Here is a 17,447-nt window from a genome sequence, read left to right as displayed (position 1 = left end):
AACTTTTAATGCTGGACAGGAAATGAAAGCGCCCGGGCAACTGCCCGGGCATGTTTTACATTCGTGTTGGCAGAGACTTAGAGAGTGACCCAGTCGCCTCCGGACTGGTGAGAGCGCACGGAGGCGTCAATGAATCGGACACCGCCTGCGCCTTGATTGACACTGGGATAGGCAAGCCAATCGGCCGGAACGGTAACGCCATCCCGACGCGCGGCTACGGCCATGGCAAATTCCGTATAGAGGTTGGCCCAGGCTTCAATAATCCCTTCGGGGAAGCCGCGCGCGGTACGGATCAGACGTTCTGCGCCGGGGCCGATGCCATGCCCGTGACCTCGGCTAATGATACGATCCGGCTCACCAAACCGATTGAATTTCAGCTGCTCAGAGTTCTCCAGGTCCCACTCGAGACCTCCTTCGCTCCCGAAAATGCGCAACCGCAACCCACCCCGATTTCCCGGGGCAAGGCGTGTCGCCATTAGGGTTCCCGGAACCTCGTTTTGATATCGGGTGAACATGAAAGCTGTGTCTTCCAAAGGCTTTGGCGCGCCGCAGACATGAAACTCGGCCCGTAGATCGGTCAAGGGCAGGCCCGAGACAAAACTGGCGAGATGCGCGGCATGGGTGCCAATATCGCCGACACAGCTGGCCGGACCAGAAATCTTTGGGTCCAGCCGCCATTTGACGTGGGGCGCATCAGCCACATCTTCGGGCGTCATCCAGTCTTGCATGAACTCGACGTGGATTTGGTTGATTTTACCGACACCGCCTTCCGCCACGATTTGTTTGGCCTGACGGATGACCGGAAAACACGACATCGCATAGCCGACAGCAAAGACCTGTCCCGTGCGCGCGACGATCTCCTCAAGCCCCTCGGCTTCGGAAACTTCGTTGGTCAGGGGCTTGTCGCACAGCACGTCAATGCCTGCGTCCAGAAAAGCTTTGGCCGCGTCGAAATGAACGTGGTTCGGGGTGGTGATCATCACCGCATCTACGCCATCCGGGCGCGCCGCCTCTGCCTGCGCCATCTCGTCGAATGACGCATAGCACCTGTCTGCTGGCAGATACCACTCGCCCCCACGCGCCTTGCTGCGCGCAGCATCAGAACTGAGCGCGCCTGCGGTGACCTCCCACCGGTCGGTCATCCGCGCAGCCGTTGCCTGCGTGACAGAGATCCGTCCACCGCCAACAACGCCCAGCCGCAAACGGCGAGACAACCGGGGGAAAGGTCCGTCAAAGTTCAGGTCTTCGGGTAAAAGTCTCTCAGCCATTCTGAACCTCCATTTCCGAGACCCGTAAGCCCTCGGGCAGCATTTCAACCGCCATGAAAATGCTGGGGGTAATCGTCTCGTATTGATGCCAGGGATAGTTGCCTTCGGCGTCATACATTGGTTTGTGCGTCGCGCCAGGGGCCATGAATTCTTCGAGGTAAAGGGTTTCAACGTCCCGTTCGCGGCATTGCTGCATTTTGCCAAAGCCTACGATTTGCGTATGCACTTCGCGAAATCCCGGCACCGGGCAGAAGGGATGATCTTTGTGCAATCCGACATTCAGCGGAACTGAACCGGAATGGTACATGGTCAGTCCAACATTACCCACAAAGACCTTTGGGGACATGTAGTGGCTGACACCGCGCAGACGCTCCTCTTGGCGGACATCAAAAGCAGATGGCCATGTATCTTTCACCCATGCGAACAGCTCGTTCTCATCGGCATGGGCGTCGAAACCGTGGACAATGACTGCGCGTTCCACGCCGCTAAGCGTGCTGTCTTGCACGATCACGGAAGAAAGCGGTGCAATGGTCTGATCCTCGACAGAGAGTCCCCTTCCCCCAAGGTTAAGGACGATGGCGCGACCCTCGACAGATATTCTGTCTTCATCACTGATGTGCTGGACGCGAAAGAATGGCTGAGCAAAGTCGAGCGTCTCAATCGGCATGGTCCAGCTCCTTCCTCTCATCGTTAAGGAAATCGACCGGCAAAAGCTCCGGGGCCGCGCAACGGCTTTCTATCGTCTGATAGGCGCCAAATTTCGGTGCCCGCTCGATTGCGTCCATGACCTCGAAAACGTGGTAGGCAAGCGCTCCACTCGCTCGGGGTTGGCGCCCATCTTGTGCCGCCAGCGCGAGGTCCAACAGGCCGAGCCCGCGGCTGTCTTCATTAAACCCATGTTTGTTTTCGACCACCTGCCAGTCTTCGCGACCGGTTGGACGAGGCTGATGAGACCAGCGCGAGGTCTCCCGCGTTTTCAGCCAGACATCCCCTTGAAAGATATTGGCACCATGAACCGGGTCAGGATCAGGAATGCTGATAGTGCCGTTTTCACCGTAGATCTCGAACCGCGGAGTTTCGCTGTCCCAGACGTCGAAGCTCATGGTCATCGACCCTATAGCTCCGGATGAGAACTGCAGCAGGCTTAAGGAGTGCGTGTCGACCTCGACATTCATCCATTCACCGTTGCGCGGACCGTTTTCAATCATTCGTTTGTCGAATGTGCGCCGAGCCATTCCCGCGACCCGGTCAACCGGACCAAGGCAGCAAACCATGGCGGTCAGGTAGTACGGCCCAAGGTCCAGCAATGGCCCACCACCCGCCTTATAGTAGAAATCCGGGTTGGGATGGTGGCGTTCCGTCCCGTGGGTGCCGACATGGGCAAAAACCCCTGTCGGTTTGCCAATGGCACCCTCGTCGATCAAGCGCCGAACGGTCTGCCAGCGACCGCCCAGAAATGTGTCGGGCGCGCAACCGACCAGTAACCCCTTTTCAGGCGCCATGTGCAGGATCGCCTTACCATCCGTTCGATTCATAACCAGCGGCTTCTCGGAATAGACGTGCTTGCCCGCCTCCAACGCGCGCAGGCTGATTTCGGCATGCGCCGCCGGAATTGTCAGGTTCAGAACGCAGTCAATCGTCGGATCGTCAAACACTTCATCTGGCGTGCAGGCCTTGGCGATTCCGTATTGATCCGCCTTGGCGCGGCTTTCAGAAGGATCAAGGCTTGCACAGGCCGCGACCTCGACGTTTGAGAATTTGGATAGCGTTTTTAGATAGATATCGCTGATACGACCACAGCCGATAAGGCCGACCCGGAAGGATTTCGATGTCTCACGTGTCATCATTCCTGTCTTCGTAGAGAGGTAAGTAATTCGGGGGCATCGGCCCTTTGTTCCGACCGCCCTGCCCCATCTGCTCCCAAGCGTGGGCGAGTATTCCGACCGAGCGGGACAGGCAGAACAGCCCTCGCGACAAGGGCGCAGGAAAGCCAAGTTCGCAGAAGATCACAGCTGTCGCGCCATCGATATTCATGGCAATTGGCCGACCGCCGCGTTGACGACCGAGTTCGGCTTGAACCTCTTCTCCGATATCGGCAAACCGGCCAGAAACTGTGCCTTCTGCCGCCGCATCACGAACAAGTTGCATCAATCGTGGTGCGCGTGGATCGACGGGTTTGTGGAACCTGTGACCAAAGCCCGAGACAATCTTGCCATAGGTCTCGCGCCAACTGTCCAAGCCATCCCGAACAGCGTCATTCAGCGAAGCTCCCGCATCCATGCGAGCCGCGATATCATAGTACAGCTCTGCGCACTGCTCCCCTGCGCCACCATGCACATCGCCCAGCATGTTCACCGCAGTCGCCATCGCATTATTGAGACCTACCCCGCAGGTCGCGGCCATTCGCGCAGCCGCAATCGAGGGGGCCTGCGGGCCGTGATCCACGCCTGCGACCAAAGCAGACTCGAACAGGCGCGCTTGCGCATCGCTGGGCAGATCACCCCGCACCATCAGCCAGATCATCTGCGGGAATGATACGTTCCCGATCAGGTCCTCAATAGGATGGCCGCGAAAAGCGATCTTTCCGGGTTTCATGTCGATGATAGAGGTACGCCACCATTGGCGAACGGCCCGCTCATCGCTTGTCATCTGTGCGGTCATTGAGTCTCCACCTCTTTCACCGCTTGTGTTTTGCTTTGTGCGGCGAGGCGAATGGGCGCGTTGCGCGCGCCATACCCGGCATAGCCCATGCGGCGTTCAACAATTTCAAAGAAGAAGCCATTAAAGATGGGGCGGCTGTATATCTGAAAATACTCGGCACCCGCTGCCCGGTCGTAAAGGATGTTGCCCCGGCGCATCCGGGCGACCAATTCGTCATCCAACCCGAAAGTCGCTTGCAAATCAGCATAGTAGTTTTCCGGAATCGTCAGGCTGGGAAACCCGGACTTCCGCAGCTGATCCGACGTTTCAAAAATATCATCCGACTGGAAGGCGATGTGCTGAACACCGGCCCCAAAGCCATCTTCAAGGAATGACGCCGCCAGTGTTCGGCGCCCAACGGCCCCGTTCAGGTTCAGGCGCACTTCGCCCTCGGGGCTTTCAATGGCCTGGCTTTGCACGACGCCGGACGGGTCGGCGACGTTCACGATAGGAGACTTTGCCATCTCAAAAGTCGAAATGTAGTAGAGCAGCCAGCTTTGCATCTCATCATGGCGCATCGTCTGCGCCAGATGGTCGATACGGCGCAGACCGGCGGGCTGGATCGCTTTGGTCTTGGCGACTGGCTCGAACTCGATATCCCATACCCGATGCAGATCGGATTTCTCATCTATGAAATGAACGACGTTGCCACCAACACCTCGGATGGCCGGGATATCCAGTTCCCCGGTCCCTACCGGCTGCGAGAAATTCGGCGCGCCCAACGCGGTCGCTCGCTGAACCGTCTGATCCGCATCTTTGACACGCAACCCCATGTCACAAACGGAGGGGCCGTGGCCCAGGAAAGCCGAATGGGCAAAACCTTCCTTTTCGGTGTTCACGACGATGTTTATCGCGCCCTGCCGCCACAGCTCGACGGACTTGGTGACGTGTTTTCGCTCCATTCGAAAACACATTGCTGACAGCATGTCTGCCAGTTGCGCGCCGCTTGTTTCGTCGGCTGAAAATTCGACGAACTCAAAGCCTGACGCATAGACGCGTTCCGGTAAGTCCGGGATGCCGAAATCGATTCCCGGCTCGGTCCGTGATACCTCATCTAACAGGTTCACCAGCGACCTGTAGCTATCTCGGGCCAGTGTTCGGCCACCGGGTTGAGGAGCTGCTTCGTTGACGCGCGCAATGGACCAAGGCCCCTTGTACCCGGCGCGGGCAAGCACGCGCACAAAGCCCGCAAGGTTCAGCGATCCAAGCCCCGGCAGAAGCCCAAAGTGCCGTTTGAGCCGACGTATATCCATCTCAAGCCGGGGTGCATCGGACAGTTGCACATGGAACAGCCGCTCGCCGGGAATGTCCCGAAGGCGGGCTGGTTTGGACCCGTCGGCAAGCGAGAAGAAGGAATTCAAGGCCAGCCCCAGATGAGGGCTGTCGATTGCTTCAACGACGCGTAGCGCCTGCTCATCCGAGGGGATGAGGTTGGACCACGGCAAGCCCATATAGGCCAGACGCAAACCCATCTCCTTCGCGATCTGGGCCGCCTCGCCAAGATCTGCGATGACCTGTTCTTCGGTCGCGGCGACATCTACCTCGAAAGCGGACCCGATGAGCAGCAGGTCCGTGCCCAGATCATTCATCAGGTCGAGTTTGCGTCTCAGTCGATCAAAGGTGCTCTCCCGTCCGCTGCCAGACTGGCCTTCAAGGTTATGGAAAGGTTGCAGCAAGCAAATCTTCAGGCCGAGTTCTGAAGCAATGTTCCGAACTTGTGACGGCGGCCCGTCAAAAGCGGTCAAATCCGGTTCGTGTAATTCGACACCCCCGAATCCCGCGTCAGCGATAGCTCTCAGCTTTTCGGCCAGATCACCGGGGATCGACGTTGTCGAAACCGAGAGGCACATTATCCCTGATATCCAAACATACGCGGCAACCACAGGACCAGATCAGGCATCAGCATCATGATCACCAAGGCGAAGATGAGAACTGCGAGGAAGGCCCAGATTTCCGAGATGATTTCACGCAGCGGAATGTCCGTCACGGCGTTGATCACAAAGAGTAGAATGCCATAGGGCGGCGTGATCAGGCCAATCATCGAGTTCACGACGACCAGCACTCCGAAATGCACCAGATCAATCCCAAGCGCTTCGCAGGTTGGAATGAACAGCGGCACGATCACCAGAATGATCGTCGTCGCATCCAACACGCAACCCAGCGCGAGGATCAGCAGGTTTACGAGGATCAGGAACACAATCGGGCTGACATCAGAACCCTCCAGCAGCGCCGAGATAGACTGCGGGATCTGCTCCTGAATAACGATGAAGTTCAGAATGAACGCGCCCCCAATGACCACCCCGACCGCTGCGGAAGAGCGCGCGCTGTCGACGAACACTTGATAAAGGCCACGGAAGGTCAGCGCGCGGTAGAATAACGCTGCCAATAGCAGAGCGTAGAATGCAGCCACGGCTGCAGCCTCGGTCGGAGTGGTGACGCCGCCATATATGCCGTAGAGCAGGATTGCGGGCATCAGCAGTGCCGGGAACGCGTTGGCGGTTTTAGCCGGCAATTCACGCAACGGAACTGGTTCTTCCAATGCAAAGTTCCGCTTTCCGGCCAGATAGTAGTTCATCGCCATGAGGACGACGCCCATGATCAGGCCCGGAAGAATCCCCGCCAAGAACAGAGAGCCGATAGAGGCCTTGGAAACGAGCGCGTACAAAACCATCGGGATCGAGGGCGGAATGATTGGGCCAATCGTCGCCGACGCCGCTGTGATTGCGGCTGCGTAACCTCGGCTGTAGCGGCCATCCTTGGTCATCATCTCAATGATGATCTTGCCGATCCCTGCGGCATCCGCGACAGCCGAGCCGGACATACCGGAAAAGATCAGGGACGCTACCACGTTGACGTGCCCGAGGCCGCCCTTGAACCGACCAACAGCGGCTACGCAGAAGTTCAGCAGACGGTCCGTGATCGAACCAGCATTCATGATATTCGCGGCGACGATGAACAACGGCACGGCAAGCAGGATCGTGCTTTTGTAGAAGCCTTGCAGGATCTTCTCACCTGCGAGGGCGACGTCCAATCCGGCCGTGCCCAGATACACTAACGAGGCCAAAAGGATGGAATAGCCGATAGGTGTCCCGATGCCTGCCAGAAGAAAGAGAGCGAGCAGGCAGGAAAGAAGTTCAAAACTCATTTCTTAACTTCCTCGTCCTCTTCGACGTCGACACGGGGATGGTCGTCAACAACGTTGTACCCAACGACCAGTTCCAGCTCTGTTTTTGGTGGGCCATTGCGCATGACGTCGAAGAATAGCCACCCATACCGCGCTGCGACGACCAGCATGAATGCCGCATAGATCGAAAACACGGTGCGCAGTGGAATCTTCTCGCCCGAGAACGGGTTGCGGACAGTCGATGTCTTGCGGATTTTCATCCAATCGATGTAGTCCCACGTCGGCAGGAAGCTGTAGAGCATCCCAACCACGATTGCTGCGGCCGCCAGCATCGCAAAGACCTGCCGCACGCGCATCGGCACCGAAAGGTAGATGATGTCGAACTTCACGTGATCCCGTTCGCGCACGATGAAGGCACAACTAAAGAAGATCACCCAGACCCAGAGGATGCCAATCAGTTCAAGCGTCCATCCGGCGGGGGTAAAGAAGTACCGCAGAAGAATTTGTAGAAGGAAGATCAGGAAGATTGCCGCCAGCATCCCGCCGGCAATCGCTTCGGTCAGTCGGGAGAACCCCTTGATAAAGGCTTTCATTATGGTTCTCCCTCCCTTGTCTTGCTGGGCTCAGTTGCCCAGAGCGTTGATCTGATCCAGAACGCCTTCGGGCCATGAGCCTGCGAACTCGCTGTCCAGATACATAGACTGTACCTGATCGCGGAACGCAGCGAGATCGGGTTCGTAGATCTCCATGCCTTGCTCTTTCAGGAAGCTGACAAGATCTTCTTCTTTCTGAAGCTGCTTCTGGCGACCGGATTCAGCCGCTGCATCCGCAGCTTCCTGAACCTTGGCTTGCTGTTCTGGTGTCAGCCCGTCCCAAACTTCTTTGCCGATGGCGATATAGTTCAAGTCGACCAAGTGGGATGTCAGGATGATCTGATTGGTCACTTCGTAAAACTTGGCATCAACCACGGTCGGCAATGGGTTGTCCTGACCGTCAACGGCACCTGTCGACAGAGCTGTGTAAACCTCTGAGAACGCCATTGGTGTCGGGGCGGCACCCAGCGCTTTGCCAAGGAACTGCCACGCATCTGTGCCCGGCATCCGCAGATTCACACCCTCCAAATCAGCCGGAGTGCTGACGGTCAGTTCATCCTTGGGTTGGCGCAGGTTCACCTGACGACGGCCCAGATACATGACCGACAGCAGCTTGACGCCCAGCTCTTCTTCGGCCTTTTGCTTGAAGGCATCCATCAAGGGATCGTTGAAGACAGCCACCTGATGCGCGGCGTCCTGGTGGACATAGCCTGCGGTAAAGATCGAAAACTCGGGGAAGAACTGTGCCAGTTCCTGCGCCGAGGTGATCGACATTTCCAGGTTACCCCGGCTGATGGCGTCCAATTCGGTGCCTTGGGCGAAGATGGTTCCGTTATAGCTGGGCTCGTAGCTTGCGAAATCAGCGACCATGGGTGCGAAAACCTCGGCCATGGCGACCGAGCGCTGATCGGTCTCCGATCCTGATGTTGCGAGGCGAAGTTGCACTTTGCCTTCCGCCAGCACACCACTTGTTGCGCTAAACAGAACACCGGTTGCGACCAGGGCTGATACAGCAGCCCGGCGGGTAAGTTTGGTAATCACTTTGCTCCTCCCTGAGACATCATGATGCATTTTTCCGATTCTGAGTTTTGACCTATTTTGGACATTTTGCAAGATTTTTTACAAAATATCTGATATTTTATACTGCGGTAATGTTTACCTTTGGTGCCTTTTGCAAGTTTTTGATCCTGACCGTCTCACCTGTTCTGCAGGAATTCTGAATAGCTTCAATAACTTGAAGCGTTCTGAAACCTTCCCATCCAGACACAATCGGCTCTGCTTTGTGCCGAGCTACTTCAACAAAGTGCCTAAGCTGATTGACCAGGGGGTCAGACGCACCCTTCTTCAGCGCGGTCGATGAGATTGGCGCCCACCAGTCTCTTTGCTCGCTCTGGTAACTCCACAATCGAAGATCGGGAACGGACAGCGAACCATGAGAGCCACCTATCATATAGCTGCTCTCGGTTGTTGAAGGATAGATTGGGTATTCCTGAGACGTCATCTCCCAGCTCCACGGAGCGACGATGCTGTCGGACACACTTATGGTCCCTATCGCCCCGCTTTCAAACGTCAACAGAGCACCGGCAACATCCTCGTTGTCGTAACCCCGCTGCGATGCAGCCGACTGAGCCTGCACGGTCACAACTTCTCCGGCCAAATACCGCAAAAGATCGACGTCGTGGACCAGATTGACCGAGATGGGCCCTGCACCGGGTTTCTTTCTCCAGGGCGCAGCGTCAAAGTACTCGTCTGGCTTATAGAACCAGCAATTCGCATGGACAGCGCGCACATCTCCAATCTTTCCATCGACAATGGCTTCCTTAGCCGACCGGATTAGAGGATTGTGCCGACGATGATGCCCGACCATCAGTGGCACATTGGCCTTCTCCGCTGCTTGAACAAGCTCAAGTGCAGCGGTGGCTTCTACGGCGATCGGTTTTTCGACAAGAACGGGACAACCCTGTCGAACACACGTGAGGCCTTGTTCGACATGAAGCGTAGTTGGGGTCGCAAGAACAGCTCCGTCCGGCGTCTGATTTGCAAACATTTCGTCGAGGGTCTCGTAACATGCGACCCCGTGCTCAACGGCGTAAGCACGACCTTCATCGCTGGGGTCGACTACCGCAACCAGATCAACATGGCGCAACGCTCGGATAGCGTCTGCGTGGCGGCGTCCAACAAGACCAACGCCGACAATGGCAATGCGAAAGTTCTTAGACACTTTGCTTCCTTCCGGAGGGTCCGGAAAATCCCGAAACCGATGATTGCGATCGGGCTGCTTTGCCCAACTTGGCCACGACCGTATTGGGGTTTTCGCGATTCCGCAATAATGTATGATATTTTTATTTTTACCATACATCAGTTTGGATTGCTGATGTCTCTGAAAAATGCTAATCAAACGAGGAAACTAATAATATCGGGTGAAACGCATGGCGAAACAGCCGTCTACGATAGGTGCAAGCACCTATCAGCGCATCAAGCGGGACATCATCTTCGGGGAGCTGCAGCCCGGCTCCAAACTGAAGCTGGACGCCTTGAAGGAACGCTACTCGGCAAGCCTTTCGACACTTCGTGAAACGCTAAACAGGCTCGCCAGCGACGGATTTGTCGAAGCTCCCGAGCAACGGGGTTTCCTGGTCACGCCCGTTTCACGAGAAGACCTGACCGAGATTTCAGAGCTGCGCGTTCTGTTGGAATGCCACGCGTTGGAGTTGTCCATTGCGAATGGCGACACGGACTGGGAAGGCAACCTTGTTGCCGCACACCACAAGCTGCACCTGATGGAACAGCAGCTTCTCAAGGGCGACGAGTCCGAGAAAGAAACCTGGAAACGATATGATTGGGAGTTTCACCAGGCGATGATCGCGGCCTGCAACTCCAAGAACCTTCTGTCTCTGCACTCGATCATCTACGACAAATACCTGCGGTATCAGATGCTCGTGCTGACCTATCGCGGCGAAGAGGCCGTCAAGGAGCACAAGGGCATGTTCGATGCCGCACTGGCCAGAGACGCCGACACGGCCAAGAAACTGTTGGAAGATCACATCCGAAACGGCCTCACCCACACGTTGGAGGCTATGTAGGGTGGCATGCTGATTGCGTGCTTCGACGTCTTCAGGTCGATTTGGCAGGGAATATCTCAAAATTCTACATTTAATCCGAGACGTTTGGGAGCGGCCCAAAGCGGCCATTTGCGCCAGCCGCATCGAAGGTCTGGTTCGAACCCAAAGCAGTCACTTCAAAAGGGCACAAATTACTCCCGCGCCGCCGCAACGTACTGCCGACGATATTCCTTCGGAGAAGCGCCAAAGCACCAATCGAAAGACCCTCGAAACGCGACGCTTGCTTCACCGCAAATCCGCCACGTCATCACAACAACAAGATGAGCCAGATCCTCTGTTAGCTCAGACGGCCATCTGTCCCAAAATCCCTGACGACGAACACGAGAGCGAAATCTACTTCAAGGCGAATTCACTGACTGCCGACAAATAGTGAATTCGCTGCGATTAATTCAGCGAGTATGCAGTCTGGTCATCGCTAGATCGTTTTCGTCATCGGCAAACTCCTTCCAATGTCGCGAGAGATGTGCCCCAAATTCCTCGCTCAATTTGGCCCAGTTTCAAAAGCCAAAACCAATAAACACCAAATCTCTGCCACAGAAACTGAAGGCTAGACAGTGTCAGGGGCATTTCGATTTGTTAAGCAGATTTAAAGACTTGCCTGAGACGGCACCCCGTGGGACGTACAACTTCCTGTTGTGGGACACCCAGCAGGCCAAACATAGACGCGAATATCCAGATCGATCAACTGATTTTTGACCTTCTGCATTTCAAGCGCGAGGGTTGCATTGCCGATGGAGTGCTGCGCGCGGACTTGCGAGGCTTCCGCCCACGCATTGCGGGCATCGCGAAGCCGGTTTGCTTCCTCTTTGTTGCCGTCAGCTTCCGCAGTCACAATGCGCTGATCAAGGTTCTTGATCTTCTGCAGCATTTCGGTTTCCGCTCGGACATCCTCTGGCACATGCGCGCGAATTCCCACGCGCACCAGATCAAACTGTTGCACGAGCTGGCTGCCGCCGAACCGCGGGTCCAGAACCTCTTTAAGCTGCGCTTGATAGCCACGATCGTTTTCAATCTCAAACGCTTCTGAGATGTCCTGTGCCTCCTGCACAATGACGTCCTCAATCGCAGACTTAACGGTGATCTCTGAGGTCAAAAACTCCGGAATGCGATCATTCTTCAACCGGAAAGTCACATCAAATTTGACGGTGAAATACATCTCCCCCGTGGATGAGCGCGCCTTGCAGGAAAACGATGTACTTTGCTCGCGCAAATCAATTTGGTGAAAGCTCTTATACTTTCTCAGAAGGCGTTCACCGGGACTCAAACGAGGATAGGGGAGCAATCGGATGGAAAGAATAGGCTCGGCACCTGCAGAACCTTACTCTCTGCGTTTAGTCTTCATGATTTTAACGCTGGGAGCCTTGGCTTTTGTGTTGTGGGCGGATGACGCACAAGCCCAAAGCTCACAGGCCTGCGTAGAACTAGGTTCTCCCCGGATAGAGTACGCTTCTGGATCTGAAAGCACTCGCGTTAATCAAACAATCTCAACGACGGAACGCACGTGCCTCCCGATCCCAAACGGGCCAATTACAGGACTTACAATTGGCAACTCCTCAATCACGTCCTCAGGTGAAATTGAGTTGTATGTTCCCGGCCAAAACACTGTTCCAAGTAATGCTTCAGTTTTGACGCTTCTGAATGTTGATGTCGCAGCAGGTAGCGGAGACTTTGTTTCGCGAGAAGCCTTGGCAAAAAACATCAACGGGAAGCTTCGAGTGAACCTCATCGGAACGTCGATTGGTTCCGGCCGATCCATGACGTTTGCGCCATTCAACGGCGCGAATATCGACCCCACTGAAGTTTACTTCCAGTCAGACCGCCCGCTAACCTATGACAACCTGACCGTTATGGGAGCCACCGAAGTAGTCTTCGGGGCATATAATATTCAGACCCGGGTTGCTGAGGCCTCTGATTTCAAGCTGACGAATAGTTCGATTTCTTCGACCAGCGATATGGCGATAGCCGCCGGTACAACCGTTCGGCTTGATGCGGCAAGCAGTTTGAACACCGTAAACTTTGAGAATTTTGGCACGCTGGCCGGAACGGGTACTGTGAACGCATTCAACTTTACAGTTAAGAACGGAGGGGTGCTTTCGCCGGGCTTTTCAATTGGTACACTCAACAATAGCGGCGGCATTGCCTTTGAAACGGGATCAAGGCTCTTAGCTGAAGTCGATCCGACGGCTGGGCAGAAAGCTGACTTGGTGTCATCCAGCGGGCCGGTGACGGGAATTGACCGCGCGACTATACAAGTCGAAGCTGCTCGCCCCGGCCTGACAGCGCAGGACTATGCAACCGGCAACAACTACACGGTATTTCAAGCCGCGAGTTTTGATGGGGACTCACCGACGCTCGTTGCAGGAGGATCTCTTCCAGCGTTGTCCAATCTGACGATAGCCAACACGCCGACCACAGATGGTCAGATTGATATTGCATTCACCGCTCAACCGGTCACAAGCTTGCCCCAGAACCCAGTAGTCACCAAGTCGCCAAATGCCAGCAATCTCGCTGGCGCGGTGGCCAACACCACAAACATGTCACCTGGAACCGGTCTGACCAATGGCTCAACCTTGGGCAATGCCGTTAACACGCTTACCAATTCAGGCTTGGCTGGGTTTAACCGTGTGCACGCCGAACCCTATTCCTCGAACCTGACCGTTGGGCTGGAGCAATTAGACCTGATAACCAACACAGTGCTAAGTCACGCTGACTGCCGCAAGTATCAAGCGGTCGGCTTCGGTAATGACGATCAACCCGTTGCATCAGGCGACATCGACTCGGCCCAGAGACCGAGTGGCGCAATAGATTGCTCTGATCGGCGCTGGTGGATCGACACGGCCTATGTGAGCGGGGACGTTGATGGAAGTAACGGCCTTGGGACATTCGACTATTCGCTCGGGACCATTTTGGTCGGAGCGGATGTCGCAAGTACGGATCGAGGTGTGGTCGGCGTATATGCAGGCTTCGGGACATCCTCCATGGATGAGCACGATCAAGTCGATCAGGACTTTTCGACCGACAGCTATCACGTGGGCGTCTATGGGCGTACGACAACCGGAACATGGGAGTTTTCCGGGCTGATCGGTTACATGTTCGGTGAAACCGACGCCAAGCGGCGAAACCCTTCTGTTGATGGCTTTACGGGCGGCGAAGCAAAGTCAGATTTGGACCAAGAGGGAATCCACGCCGGCATCCAGGCACGGAAGCTGTTTAGCCTGGACAGTGGTGCTAGGGTTTCTACGGTTTTTGGATTGAACTACGGGCGTATCCAACAAAGCTCAGGCACGGAAACCGGCGGTGGCGATTTCAACTATTCCATTGATAAAGCGAACGCAGAGTCTCTGGTCGCGTCCATTGGAGTTGACTATCAACAGGACGTCTTGACAGAGAATGGTTTGCTAACCCCAATTGCCTTTGCCCGGTATGAATATGACTTCTTTGCCAACAAGGACAGTGAGCACGAAATCACTGTAACGAGCCCGATATTTGGGACATTCACGCAAGTCGGACAAAACCGAGGGGCAAATGGCTTCGTTCTTGGTCTGGGACTGGGCTATCAAATATCTGAGCTGGCCAGACTAACCGCAGGATATGGCTATTCAGTTCGTTCCAACGGCCAAGAACATGGCCTCGGTGCAAACTTAAGCGTTCGGTTCTGATTAGGCAGTACAGTTGTTTTTCCTTTAGGCATGAAGCTGGTCGACCACCATTGTCAGGACATTTTTCAATTGGCCTCGTGGACGCCGGTTTTGCCTGCAACCCGGTCATTCCCGCAGCTAATCTGAAAGTCCGCCCCAGAAACCGAGAGAACCCCTGCATCTAAATAATGAAGCAACTGCAGGCGTTTGATCCATGAAGTACCTGTCTGCCCTCGGCGTTCTCGTCAGGGGTTTGGTCATAGACTTGGGTTCGGTGTCGGCGTGTCGCTCGGATATGCAACCGTAGGAATGGTCGGGTACGAAGATCGATCAGATCTACACCGCCTCGGGCACTGCGATCAACTTGGCGGCACGTCTCTGCGATAAGGCCGAGGACGGCGAGATACTGCTCAGCGCCCGCGCGGCGATCGCCGTGGAAGACGAATTCCCGTTGGTTTCCGCAGGAGAGGTCACGCTCAAGGGTATCCGCGAACCGTTCGAAGTTTTTCGAATGACCTAGGACAGTGGCGGGTAGGTCAACAAGCATTGGCAAGAGCTGCTTTGGACTCGGTGCGGTTATGCGATGATATTTCGTAAGCGTCTTCTATGCGCTCGAAACTATCACCCGACAGATTTGACTGAACAGCTGCCAGCCTATTTTAGAGAAAAAGGGGAATTTCGTATGAACAGATGGATTTATTTTGGGTTCGCGTTGCTGGTTTCAGCGTGCAGCCCTCCTACCCAGGCCCCATTGGTCACTGACGCGAACGGTCAGACCGCCATCCAAATCAACTCAAGCGGGCTGACATGCTACGAGTCGACCTGTCTGGAGATCACAAGGGGCAGCGTTCGCGCGATCGGACATAAAAGAGCGCGGATTCCAAAAGGTATCGAAGTCAGCAGCGGAACCGTCACCCCAGACGAGTTCAAGCGGATGCGCCAATCAGCAATGCTGGCGGGCGGACCCGGTTCTGGCAATCGATAAACGAAGGAGAGGTCGCGATATGTTCAACGATGACGTCCAGGCACGATGCCCGGAATGCGGCTCGCCGGATACGTTGATTTCGGGCGAGAAAGCTGCCTGCAATGCATGTGGGTACGAGGAGCCTTACCTGCTAGATGAGGAGATGCGCGACGGAGCACATGAGGTTGTGGCCAACGCGCAGAAAATGGCACGGGCGAGAGACGTTCTGCAGCGCTGGGATTTTGCTGGGTAAATGGGCGGCTAAGGGGGCTGAAATCCAGAAGAGTGAAAACGCGCTGTGCGGGCCTATCAGGGACGAAACGATGGCCGCACCTGCGCGATAGGAAAATCCGCCCCCCTTTGAATGGGCTTAGAAGGGGTTAATCTGCTGCAACTTGCCCGGCAGGGCTCATGCGCTTCATTCTGCGCGGGCTGCGCTGTAATCCTCGTCTGAGACATGCTCCATCCAATCCGCAGTCTTGCCCTCGACAGAGGTCTGCACAGCCAGATGGGTCATCGCACAGTCCGGCGACGCGCCGTGCCAATGCCGCTCTCCTGGCGCGAACCACACTGTATCGCCAGGGCGCAACACCTGTACTGGCTGCCCCTCAGAACCAGCCAAGCCTAAGCCTGACAAAACATGCAGCGTTTGACCGGCAGGGTGCGTGTGCCACGCTGTCCGTGCGCCGGGCTCAAAGGTCACCGTAAGGATCTTGACCGGCGAGGGATCACTCCCCGTCACAACGGGATCAAAGCGGACCGTGCCGGTGAAATACTCATTGCCGGGAAATTGAGAGGGCCGGTCCCCGGCGCGGTGAATCTCCATGATGTGCTCCTTCATTGCGCTGCTTATTGGGACTTAACAGAATTCCAATTTCAAACCCAGAAGCGCGCCGGGTCGACGTGGCCGTCTGAGCACCATTGTCGAATGCCCAGAAAGCGACTGGAACCGGACATCGGTTTAGACAGGATTTACCTCCGAGTTGCGGACTTTGCTGCCTTTTGCATTGATTTTCCAGATGTCCGCTTGCCAAATGGTATTTATCGCACTAATTCCCGGCTACGCGCTGCACCGACGCAGAGCGATGGAGATTTTATGTCTACGATTGCGGCCCGCCGCTAAGGTCCACCTGATTGGACCAACCTGAACCAAAAGACTTCCGCGCGAGATGCCGGATGCCTTTTCGGCTGACATAAGACCAAGAGACAATCTATTGAATATCTCAAAACACGAACAGCGTGTTTTGCACGTTCTGGCACAAGGTGGAGCCATCCACTTTGAGCGCATGACGAACGGCAAAGTGCGCGCAGTTTCCTGCTTTACACGCGACGGCCATGTTTTGGCTGATTGCTCGTTGAAGCTTTTCAACCGTCTGAAGAAACGGCGGTTCATCAAATCTGAAAACGGACGACCCTATCGCGCCACTAGGCTCGGCATTCGTTCCGTGAACCCTCAGTACGACAACCGATAGGGACATACAAAAAATGACAAACCCAATCATCAAAGCAACTTCGACCGATGACATTGCGGGGCTTCGGGCCGTGCTGGATGGGACAGAGCTTTTTCCAAGCGAGATGCTTGCGGATATGCTGACCTCTTACTTGGCGGGAGAATCCGAAGCCTTTTGGCTGACTTGCCACATCAACGGAGAAGCTGCCGGCCTGTGCTACACGGCTCCAGAAGACCTTGCCGATGGCACTTGGAACATGCTCGCCCTCGCGGTGCGCCCAGACTTGCAAGGCAAAGGGTTGGGGGCGGCGTTGGTTCGCGCAGCCGAGCAGCGCCTAATAGACAAGGGCCAACGCATCTTGATCGTAGAAACGTCTGGTACAGATGACTTCGCATTGACGCGCAAGTTCCACGCTCAGAATGGCTATGAAGAAGAAGCACGTATCCGCGACTTCTGGGCTGAAGGTGATGACAAAGTGATCTTCCGAAAAGCCCTCTAGACAGCACAGACCTCCGCCATCCTTGTGGCGGGGGGCGCCCCACTGCCTACGTTCGCTACGATGCAACAACTTGGTAGGTTTGGGCTCA

Annotated in this window: 18 protein-coding genes; 7 read left to right on the top strand and 11 right to left on the bottom strand. The window is 55.6% G+C overall.

Translation table 11 applies throughout. The features are described 5' to 3' along the window. Positions 1-77 precede the first annotated feature (77 nt). The 9 genes from ACR0KS_RS00910 to ACR0KS_RS00870 form a co-directional block, all read right to left on the bottom strand. Entirely contained in the window at positions 78-1,268 is a 1,191-nt protein-coding gene (locus ACR0KS_RS00910; protein ID WP_170561687.1) for a Gfo/Idh/MocA family protein, read from the bottom strand. Beyond that, complete coding sequence (locus tag ACR0KS_RS00905) at positions 1,261-1,935, bottom strand: hypothetical protein (protein ID WP_170561683.1); 675 nt, start codon at positions 1,933-1,935, stop codon at positions 1,261-1,263. The genes ACR0KS_RS00910 and ACR0KS_RS00905 overlap by 8 nt, the downstream gene beginning before the upstream one ends. Continuing rightward, complete coding sequence (locus ACR0KS_RS00900) at positions 1,925-3,115, bottom strand: Gfo/Idh/MocA family protein (RefSeq protein WP_170561680.1); 1,191 nt, start codon at positions 3,113-3,115, stop codon at positions 1,925-1,927. The genes ACR0KS_RS00905 and ACR0KS_RS00900 overlap by 11 nt, the downstream gene beginning before the upstream one ends. Next, positions 3,102-3,929 carry a citryl-CoA lyase gene (locus ACR0KS_RS00895; protein WP_480693088.1) on the bottom strand — a complete coding sequence of 276 codons (828 nt, stop codon included), beginning with the start codon at positions 3,927-3,929 and terminating at the stop codon, positions 3,102-3,104. The genes ACR0KS_RS00900 and ACR0KS_RS00895 overlap by 14 nt, the downstream gene beginning before the upstream one ends. After that, on the bottom strand, positions 3,926-5,818 hold the full coding sequence (locus ACR0KS_RS00890; RefSeq protein ID WP_170561677.1) for a TIM barrel protein: 1,893 nt from the start codon (positions 5,816-5,818) through the stop codon (positions 3,926-3,928). The genes ACR0KS_RS00895 and ACR0KS_RS00890 overlap by 4 nt, the downstream gene beginning before the upstream one ends. Continuing rightward, positions 5,818-7,113, bottom strand: a complete 1,296-nt coding sequence (locus ACR0KS_RS00885) for a TRAP transporter large permease (RefSeq protein ID WP_170328647.1) — start codon at positions 7,111-7,113, stop codon at positions 5,818-5,820. Before ACR0KS_RS00885 ends, ACR0KS_RS00890 begins: the two co-directional genes overlap by 1 nt. Continuing rightward, entirely contained in the window at positions 7,110-7,685 is a 576-nt protein-coding gene (locus tag ACR0KS_RS00880) for a TRAP transporter small permease subunit (protein WP_170561675.1), read from the bottom strand. Before ACR0KS_RS00880 ends, ACR0KS_RS00885 begins: the two co-directional genes overlap by 4 nt. 30 nt (positions 7,686-7,715) lie before the next feature. Further along, positions 7,716-8,726 carry a TRAP transporter substrate-binding protein DctP gene (gene dctP, locus ACR0KS_RS00875; protein ID WP_170561672.1) on the bottom strand — a complete coding sequence of 337 codons (1,011 nt, stop codon included), beginning with the start codon at positions 8,724-8,726 and terminating at the stop codon, positions 7,716-7,718. Between the two features lie 97 nt (positions 8,727-8,823). Beyond that, a complete protein-coding gene (locus ACR0KS_RS00870) occupies positions 8,824-9,906 on the bottom strand; it encodes a Gfo/Idh/MocA family protein (RefSeq protein WP_170561669.1) in 1,083 nt (360 codons plus the stop codon). A gap of 208 nt (positions 9,907-10,114) precedes the next feature. On the opposite strand from ACR0KS_RS00870, the gene ACR0KS_RS00865 reads away from it, so the two are divergent. Continuing rightward, positions 10,115-10,768, top strand: coding sequence for a GntR family transcriptional regulator (locus tag ACR0KS_RS00865; RefSeq protein WP_170328650.1), 654 nt, complete (start codon positions 10,115-10,117; stop codon positions 10,766-10,768). A gap of 625 nt (positions 10,769-11,393) precedes the next feature. Here ACR0KS_RS00865 and ACR0KS_RS00860 read toward each other — a convergent pair. Further along, on the bottom strand, positions 11,394-11,963 hold the full coding sequence (locus ACR0KS_RS00860; RefSeq protein ID WP_170561665.1) for a hypothetical protein: 570 nt from the start codon (positions 11,961-11,963) through the stop codon (positions 11,394-11,396). A 130-nt stretch (positions 11,964-12,093) separates the two neighbouring features. Between ACR0KS_RS00860 and ACR0KS_RS00855 the strand changes: the two genes are divergently transcribed. From ACR0KS_RS00855 to ACR0KS_RS00840, 4 genes are all read left to right on the top strand, one after another. After that, the gene (locus ACR0KS_RS00855) at positions 12,094-14,466 is read left to right on the top strand and encodes an autotransporter family protein (RefSeq protein WP_480693087.1); all 2,373 of its coding nucleotides are present in this window, start codon (positions 12,094-12,096) and stop codon (positions 14,464-14,466) included. Between the two features lie 343 nt (positions 14,467-14,809). Then, positions 14,810-14,965: a nucleotidyl cyclase domain-containing protein gene (locus ACR0KS_RS00850; RefSeq protein WP_170567992.1), complete on the top strand. Its 156-nt coding sequence runs from the start codon at positions 14,810-14,812 to the stop codon at positions 14,963-14,965. 162 nt (positions 14,966-15,127) lie between these two features. Beyond that, positions 15,128-15,430, top strand: a complete 303-nt coding sequence (locus tag ACR0KS_RS00845) for a hypothetical protein (protein WP_170567991.1) — start codon at positions 15,128-15,130, stop codon at positions 15,428-15,430. 19 nt (positions 15,431-15,449) lie between these two features. Then, positions 15,450-15,662 (top strand): eukaryotic translation initiation factor eIF-2-beta/eIF-5 family protein, encoded by a 213-nt coding sequence (locus ACR0KS_RS00840; RefSeq protein ID WP_170567990.1) that lies wholly within the window; start codon positions 15,450-15,452, stop codon positions 15,660-15,662. Between the two features lie 165 nt (positions 15,663-15,827). On the opposite strand, the gene ACR0KS_RS00835 is transcribed toward ACR0KS_RS00840, so the two are convergent. Further along, complete coding sequence (locus tag ACR0KS_RS00835) at positions 15,828-16,235, bottom strand: (R)-mandelonitrile lyase (protein WP_170567989.1); 408 nt, start codon at positions 16,233-16,235, stop codon at positions 15,828-15,830. Between the two features lie 343 nt (positions 16,236-16,578). On the opposite strand from ACR0KS_RS00835, the gene ACR0KS_RS00830 reads away from it, so the two are divergent. Together ACR0KS_RS00830 and ACR0KS_RS00825 are read left to right on the top strand one after the other, a co-directional pair. After that, entirely contained in the window at positions 16,579-16,881 is a 303-nt protein-coding gene (locus ACR0KS_RS00830; protein ID WP_480693086.1) for a YjhX family toxin, read from the top strand. Positions 16,882-16,894: 13 nt separating this feature from the next. Then, positions 16,895-17,359: a GNAT family N-acetyltransferase gene (locus ACR0KS_RS00825; RefSeq protein WP_480693085.1), complete on the top strand. Its 465-nt coding sequence runs from the start codon at positions 16,895-16,897 to the stop codon at positions 17,357-17,359. Positions 17,360-17,447 lie beyond the last annotated feature (88 nt).

Source organism: Ruegeria sp. BC7, from assembly GCF_056539165.1.
Note: the sequence above shows the minus strand (reverse complement) of the source record. Positions and strands in the feature narration are given on the sequence as shown.